The sequence below is a fragment of the Ruminococcus sp. genome (assembly GCF_024691275.1).
In the GTDB taxonomy this organism is placed as follows: domain Bacteria; phylum Bacillota; class Clostridia; order Oscillospirales; family Ruminococcaceae; genus Ruminococcus.
Genome location: NZ_JAILNU010000093.1, coordinates 22,300 through 29,737 on the forward strand (window position 1 = coordinate 22,300; position 7,438 = coordinate 29,737).

Genomic DNA, 7,438 nt, shown 5'->3' on the forward strand with positions numbered 1-7,438 from the left:
CCTCTGTTCTGCCGCTGTGCGGCTGTTTATCTGTCCTTGCTGGGACTGGTGGGAGAAGTCCTTATGAGTATCCTCGGGAGCTTCTCCAGTATATAATAGTAATTGTATATCCCGTCAGGCTGTGAGATGTCGTTCTCACCGCTTGCGGGAGGTGCAAATATTTTCAGTGTCATATCCGCAGGAGCTTTTATGGGCTTCTCGAAGAATGCAGGCATAAGGTCGATGACTTTTGCCTGTGGTGATCTGTAGAACCAGCGTCCGTTCAGCTCTATCATAAGGTTTGAGCTGTCGTCGAAGATAAGCTCGCAGAAATGGGGCGGCGCATCAAAGTGGAGCGGTATCGCTATGCCCTCCGCGTCCTCGGAGCTGCCCCAGCGGAGCTTCACGGGAAGCTGCTGTTCATTGCCGAGCTCCATTGACGGCAGAAACCGTTCTTCGTGCAGTATCTCCCTGTATGTGCGGAAAACGGGCTGTTCTATGCCCACATTTGGGTTGTTTGGATCCTGCATCTCAAGTCCGAGCCTGCCGCGGTCACGGAACTGATATAATGTAAAGCCCGTGAGCCAGTCGGCGCTGTCCTCGGTGAGCTTGTTGCAGAAAAGCCTGAGCATTTCCGCCTGCTCATAGGGCCCCGTAACGTCGCCGTCCGCATTGAACTCAGATATGACCATAGGCTTTGGCTTGCCGCCGTTCAGGTACGTGAAGCGTTCAAAGCTGCATCGGGACAGCTCGTATACCTCGTTCACAGACGAGCGGAAGAAGCTTTCTGCGCCGTCCTCAGCCATTTCGTAAGGAAAGCCCCAGTTCAGCGCCATGTATTTGTCAACAGACCATATATCCGTTTCGCGGACAGCCTGTGCGAACTCCTTTTCTCTGACCATTTCCGCAGCATTCTGGTCTTCTATGCCGCCTATGCAGAGTACAGTCTGCACATTCGGGGCGTGAGCCTTGATAATGCGAACGGCTCGGCAGTAGAAGTCCGCCACTTCCTGATAGGACGCTCTCTTGTTGAACGCGAACCAGTTTCCCGTAGCTTCATGGTTGATGCGCAGGAAAAGCCTGCCGAAGCTGCGAAGGTCATCGCCGATAGCCGCAAGATGCTCGTCGGAGACCGCAGGGTCTATGGTAAGGGTCAGGGTAATGTCCTGACCGTGACGGCGTATATCGCGCATAAAGGTGAAAGGCTCGCCGTCGGTACTGCCGCCGAGTCCGCCAAGATATGGGAAGTAGTCATCATAGGGGTAGTCCCACTGGAAGGCGACCTTGCTGCCGCGGAGCGCCTCGGATATACGCGCAGGGAATTCCTTATCCAGCGGATAATAGCAGTACATGAGACTGATACTGCGGTGAGGTCTGCCAAGGCGGCTGAGGATATAGTCCTGATCTACGTATTCGCCGCGTTCGCTGCCGTCGCCAAGATCCAGAGCGCATTTTGCTCTGCCCAGATGAACGCTGTATATCTTTTCCATGGCAGCCTCCTTATTGTTATATCAGTGATCGCAGGAAATCACATTCGTCGTCATTTGCCTGTTTTGCGGCTTCTGACTTTATATTGCAGTTGAAAACGTGTCCCAGTGGGTGCGCATCATCTCCGTAGAGCTTGTAGCCGTACCTTACCCCTGACTTTTCGAGGGCTTTTATGAGCGCGTCAGGCTCATTGCGGAGAAAATCGGCATTCCCTGTGAGTATATAGCAGGGTGGGAACGAGCTCGTTATCTTGTCGGGGATATTCAGTACAGGCAGTATAGCAGGGAACTGATCTTTTGGAATAAAGTCCTTGATACCGCCTACAAGCTCGGGATCGTTCATGCTGTAGATGCCGCAGTTAAGTCCGAGCCCCTTTATTTTAAGCCCCGCAGGCGGGGTGAAGCTGTAGTTCTTCGCGTATTCGCTGTTGGTGAGTATGCATGAATACAGAGCAATGCCCATTGCTCCTGCGGAATCGCCGACACCAAAGATGTTTTCCGTATCAAATCCGTACTTTTCGGCATTTTCCATGAGCCATACAAATACTGCATTAGCGTCCTCGAACTGTGTTGGGAAGCGGTGTCTCGGGGCAAGGTGGTATGAGAAGTTCACAACTGCGAATCCGCGCATTGCCAGATCCATGCAGTAGAACTGGTAGACGTTCTTGTCGCCGTATATCCAGCCGCCGCCGTGGAAGCTGACAATAACGGGCAGTCTGCCTTTTTCTGCCCTCGGACGGTACACGTCAAGCACCTGCCACTTGGGATCGTTTCCGTACTGTATATCATCAAAGCGTTCTATTTCAGGCGGTGTTGTGAGACCTGCATCTCTGACAGCATCGCTGCGGGCACACATTTTCTTGAATATGATACTGTTTATCGACATAGTGCTCCTCCTTAACAAATGTTTATTCTATTACATTATATCAGTATGGGCGATAAGTGTCAAGGCTGAGAGCAAATGGCGCAATAAATGGTATTAAGCGGAGCTAAATGATAGCAAGAGGTGGTCAGCAATAAATGCAAAATGATTAACAAAAAACGCCTTGCTATTTTTCGAGAGCTGTGGTATATTGACGATGGAAAATTTGTCTGAATAATGAACACGTCGGCTGCTTTTTAGTGCGCTCCGACAGTTTGTTAACGGCAAAGAAGCAGCATCGGGTATGCTTCCCAAAGTACCTGTGCGGCTTTTGAGCATAAGAACGCCTCCGCAGTTAGGTCTGTGGAGGCGTATTTTTATATTTATTCGACGGAAAAATTGATACTGCCCATCTGTCACTTATCAAGTGTTATTCTGATAACAGCTTATATATAAATTAATAAGATTGTATTGAAAAGAAGAAATTAATCAATTATAATATAATAAAAGAAAAATCATTATAAGTAGTTATGAAAAGGAGTGAATTGCATGATGTCAGATGAATTAAAGCTTATTATTGACTTACTGAAAAAACAAGGTCAAATGAAATTTTTAGAAGGAGTTAAAGAAGAACAAATTTATGATTTTGAGAAAAAAAATAGTCTCAAATTGCCTTCAAAATTCAGAGAGTGGCTGCTATTTTCTGATGGTGGAGAATGCTATTTACCAGCTGGTGTTCAATTTTATGGTATAGCGCATAAGCCATTGATAGACGTAAATGATGATAGCAGACCTGATGACGACTATATTGTAATTGGTGCCTTGTCCAATGGCGACCCTGTGCTCATAAAAAAAGAATCAGAAACAGTGTCTATATTTAATCAGGAGGCAGGAAGAATCGAAGATGATGAAGTGTATGATGATTTCTTTGCATTTGTAAATGATCTTTATGCCATTCTTGGAATAGGAGAGTGATCCTCTATGTCAAATAGAACTGCTGAAGCGAATAAAGCCGTTAGACAAGCATGGAAAGAAGAGCAAGAACGAATTCGTATAGGAAAAGGAACTCGAGATTGGACTCAAGAACAGCAAAAGGAAATACTTGAATTAGGCAGAGCATATTATCATAGCGATGACCCGAACGATATAAATGATGGGAAAGCATTTGACGGTCATCATATGAAAAGTGTTGAAGCATATCCTGAATTCCAAGGCGATTCGGCAAATATCCAATTTTTATCAAAGCCAGAACATAAAGAAGCACATAAAGGTGATTATCGTAAAGCATCAAATGGGTATTATGATCCTGTAACACATCAGTACATTGATTTTGGTGAGGGGAAATATATACCATGTAAAGTTATTGATCTTAGCAATCCAATTATAGAGATTTCTGATATGTTGAAAAATGTGCCGCCTAAAACGAAATTGTCAGAAAAAGGATTCTTAGCTCGTGCAAAAGAAAAACTAGGGAAAACATATAAAAAATTTAAGCCAGTATGCTCCCGGATAGTCGAACACAAAAAATATATAGCAATAGTAGCGATTTTGTATGTTTCCAAAAAGGCTAAAAATAGTACTGGTTCTCAAAGTGATAAAGTTAATAATGATTATCCACCTTCAAGTAATGATGAATTTGATAACTTAGATAATGAATATGATTCTAAACAAGAAGATATTACAGCTGACAACTCACCTCGCAAATCACCAGATGAGCATGAAGTAAAAGCGCATGAACAACATTATAATACAAAAAATGGTCGAATATTAAAAAAGAAACCAAAATATATAAGAGGTAAAAAATCAAATGACAAGTAGATAATTTAGCGCCATTACATATCACGTTCCAGTCCCTTCCAGCCGAAGCGAATGAAAGAGATAAGTATTGATACTATGGTTGTTTCTTATCATAGTGATTTACTATGTATTGTTATAGCATAGTTCATATGATAAAACAATAAAAATCCCTCACAGCCGAAACTGTGAGGGACTCTTTTATCCGTATGAGCACATAACGTTAAAAACGTTTAATAGGTATACTTATATATACTTAAATTACTTCTTGTCAGCGATTGCAGCCTGAGCAGCCCTCCACCAACGCAGGCGCATAAGACGCCCCGAAAAGCTCGATTTTATGGGTTTTTTTGTCACCCTCCACATTGCACGTTTTCGGAGTTTTGTCATCGCCCGAGAAGTGCAGATACCAATCGAAGGAGTTCTCATTCACCACTATTTTTTCAACAAATGCTTCGATAACTGCCTCGGGAATATCCTCGTCTGAGTCGAAATTCGTGTACCGTTCAAGAGCATACCTCAGCAGAGTTATTCGCTCGTCGTAGTCGGGAACATCACTTGTCTCTGTGACTTTCTCCGTAGGCGAAAGCTCGCATATCTGCTCCTGCAAAGAAGCTATCTGCGTATCGACTTCCGACTTCATGTTCATGAACTGCTCTTTCGTTATCTCATCGTCAGCCCTCATGGAGATCAGTTTGTTCAAACGCTTTTCCATTTTTTCAAGCTCAGCCTTTTTCTGTGCGATGAGTTCGGTATTATCCTCAACGACCTCTTCATCGTCGATATGTTTTTCAAGCATCTCCTCGGCGATGTCAAGTATCCTGTCGGTGTTCCTCAGAAACTCACGAAACAGGTTCTTCGCCATGAACTGTAACTTCTAGCCCGGTATCATCTGCGAGGTGCAAATACCGTCCGTAGGCAGTCCCTTTTTCAGCCTTGTCCGTATAGTTCCGTTTCGTATCTGCGAGTAGCACATATACCCATACTGCGTACCTTTTGATGTGGTGTGCCATACCTTGCGGTTGAATGTGCATCCGCAGGAGCATACCAGCAGTCTGCACCATACGTCCGAAACGGGCTTCTTACCTTTTTCCTTGCGTCCTGTCTTGTTGGCAGGATTTTTCAGTCTTTTACTTTCCATTATCTCCTGCACCCTGTTGAATTCCTCCAGCGTAACGATAGGCTCGTGTCTGCCATCAACTCGCAGCCTATCTATCTCACCGAAATTGTTGATCTTCTTCTGTTCAAGAAAGTCGGGAGTGAACTGCTTGTGGTACTCCAGTATACCTGCGTAGAACGGATTTTTGAGTATCTTGCTGATGTTGGATTCGTACCACCTGGTCTTGCCCATAGCAGTGAGTACACCCTCTTTTTCAAGCTCGAACTGAATCTGTCTGACACCCATACCGTCCAGATACCAGTCGTATATCTTCCGCACTGTCTTAGCCTGCTCGGGATCAATAACAAGTTCTTTGCCGACTCTGTTATAGCCAAGGATATTTCCGTTGCCGTAATACACGCCGTTCTCCATAGATGTCTGCTGACCGCTTTTCACATGGATAGAAGTCTTTCGGCTCTCGTCCTGAGCAAGTGTCGCCATTATGGTCAGACGAAGCTCGCCGTCACCGTCAAATGTCCTGATGTTATCGTTGATGAAGAACACCTCCACTCCCAGCCTTTTCAGGTCACGGGTGTATTGCAGAGTGTCAACCGTGTTTCGTGCAAAACGTGATACCTCACGGGTAAGTATCAGATTGAAGTCGCCTTTCTTTGCATCACTGAGCATCTGCATGAACTGCGGACGTTTCTTCGCCGATGTTCCCGTGATACCCTCGTCAACATAACTGCGCACAAGCGTCCATTCAGGATGCTGTTCAAGCAACGGCTTGTACCAGTCCAGCTGATTTTCCAGAGCCGAAAGCTGAGCCTCGTGCTCAGTGGAAACTCTTGCATAGATGACCACATTCTTCGGCACAGCTACCGCATTATATCCGTACATCATACCACCTCCTTATCTTCTGTGTGTGGTATAGTATAGCGCGCATCTGCGCCATTGTCAAGCCCTTTGCCGTAATACTCATTGCAAATGTTGCGGTAAACGTGTTTGGGTATCTCACCCTGTTCGTACAACAGACCGATGAGCTTCAAAGCCGCCCCGATCTCCTGTTTAGTCGCATTTTGTGTGACATTCGTTCTTTTTCTTTCTGATGTCATTTTGTCCCTCCATAGCAGGTACTTCCCCTGCTTTCTATCTTTTTATATTTCTGTTTTTCTGCCGAATTCCATCGGCTGATAATATTATAGCGCGCACCGATAGTAAAAGTCCAGATTCAATGCGCACGAACTTTGGAATGATTTTCGGTTTTCCCCGGTGTAATTTGCACTGGAAAAATGAAAAAGCAGTCCCCGAAAGGACTGCTATGTGATATGCTATTGTATGCACTCTGTAAGTATCTCTTCAACTATCTCCCAAATTGATAGTGAGGGGTTATCCTGATAATACCTAAAGCCCTTATAGCTTTTCTGAGGATTTCCTATCTCTTTATTATTTCGGGTGATCTTCTCTGATCTCCTGACAGCATCTTTTACATCAGATAGACTAAGCTTTGAGAGACACCGTTTAAAATTGCGTTCTTCCTTGTAGCTTTTCAGTGAATTGAACTTTTCGTTATAAGCTGAGTTGATCGGTGTAAGATATTGAGACCTGTCGGAAAAAGGAGCATTGCAATCTTTTTTATGCAGTATCATCCAAAGTTCAAAAGTCAGGTTTGTATATCCAAGCCCGTATTCTATATGTTTCTGCTCTTTGGCTTCCTTTAACTGTGACAGCACACTATGAAACTTTTCAATATTCTCAGCTGATTTACCCTCAACATCACAGATGTGAACCACAGAAGGCGTAGACTTGGTGTTTAGCTTTTTGATATACGAGAGTGGGAACTGCTGAATACTTGCGTTGATCTTTACCTTGTATCTTGCATTTTCAGAAGTGTTTATTTCTTTCTGAAGCCATTCAAAATACATTTTCTCAGTCTCGCCCTCAACGGTTAAGGTGTACTGTCTTGTTTCCTTTCTCTCAATCATTTGCCGCCACCTCTTTACCTTTTATCATCTGCTCGATAAAATCAGAGAAATCGACTTCTTTGATAGCACCATATCTGTTGACAAAATAATTATTCATATAATCCTCGCCCTTGCGGATACCGTCAGCAGTCTTGAAGTCTGAGAGTGCATAATGAACACTGTGGTTGGTATCGTCGTCACGCTCAACAAATTTGATCTCGTCACGTCTGAACAAAGAAGCATCAAGGAATAT

The 7,438-nt window shown here is 44.4% G+C and carries 8 protein-coding genes and 1 pseudogene; 2 read left to right on the plus strand and 7 right to left on the minus strand.

Annotation, left to right across the window (positions count from 1 at the left end; translation table 11 throughout):
• Positions 1-26: 26 nt before the first annotated feature.
• The gene (locus tag K6G33_RS11400; protein WP_296779551.1) at positions 27-1,469 is read right to left on the minus strand and encodes a hypothetical protein; all 1,443 of its coding nucleotides are present in this window, start codon (positions 1,467-1,469) and stop codon (positions 27-29) included.
• Between the two features lie 16 nt (positions 1,470-1,485).
• Positions 1,486-2,352 carry an alpha/beta hydrolase gene (locus tag K6G33_RS11405; protein ID WP_296779553.1) on the minus strand — a complete coding sequence of 289 codons (867 nt, stop codon included), beginning with the start codon at positions 2,350-2,352 and terminating at the stop codon, positions 1,486-1,488.
• Positions 2,353-2,877: 525 nt separating this feature from the next.
• Here K6G33_RS11405 and K6G33_RS11410 point away from each other — a divergent pair.
• Positions 2,878-3,303, plus strand: coding sequence for an SMI1/KNR4 family protein (locus K6G33_RS11410; protein ID WP_296779556.1), 426 nt, complete (start codon positions 2,878-2,880; stop codon positions 3,301-3,303).
• Between the two features lie 6 nt (positions 3,304-3,309).
• The gene (locus tag K6G33_RS11415; RefSeq protein WP_296779559.1) at positions 3,310-4,146 is read left to right on the plus strand and encodes a hypothetical protein; all 837 of its coding nucleotides are present in this window, start codon (positions 3,310-3,312) and stop codon (positions 4,144-4,146) included.
• A gap of 247 nt (positions 4,147-4,393) precedes the next feature.
• Here K6G33_RS11415 and K6G33_RS11420 read toward each other — a convergent pair whose 3' ends face one another.
• From K6G33_RS11420 to K6G33_RS11440, 5 genes and pseudogenes are all read right to left on the minus strand, one after another.
• The gene (locus K6G33_RS11420) at positions 4,394-4,987 is read right to left on the minus strand and encodes a FlxA-like family protein (protein ID WP_296779562.1); all 594 of its coding nucleotides are present in this window, start codon (positions 4,985-4,987) and stop codon (positions 4,394-4,396) included.
• Positions 4,988-4,999: 12 nt separating this feature from the next.
• Positions 5,000-6,124 (minus strand): recombinase family protein, encoded by a 1,125-nt coding sequence (locus tag K6G33_RS11425; protein WP_296779564.1) that lies wholly within the window; start codon positions 6,122-6,124, stop codon positions 5,000-5,002.
• On the minus strand, positions 6,121-6,336 hold the full coding sequence (locus K6G33_RS11430) for a hypothetical protein (RefSeq protein ID WP_296779567.1): 216 nt from the start codon (positions 6,334-6,336) through the stop codon (positions 6,121-6,123). The genes K6G33_RS11425 and K6G33_RS11430 overlap by 4 nt, the downstream gene beginning before the upstream one ends.
• 216 nt (positions 6,337-6,552) lie before the next feature.
• Entirely contained in the window at positions 6,553-7,206 is a 654-nt protein-coding gene (locus tag K6G33_RS11435; protein ID WP_296779570.1) for an RloB domain-containing protein, read from the minus strand.
• Positions 7,199-7,438: pseudogene (locus K6G33_RS11440) on the minus strand (ATP-binding protein); the annotation flags it as partial. The gene K6G33_RS11435 and the pseudogene K6G33_RS11440, both read right to left, overlap by 8 nt.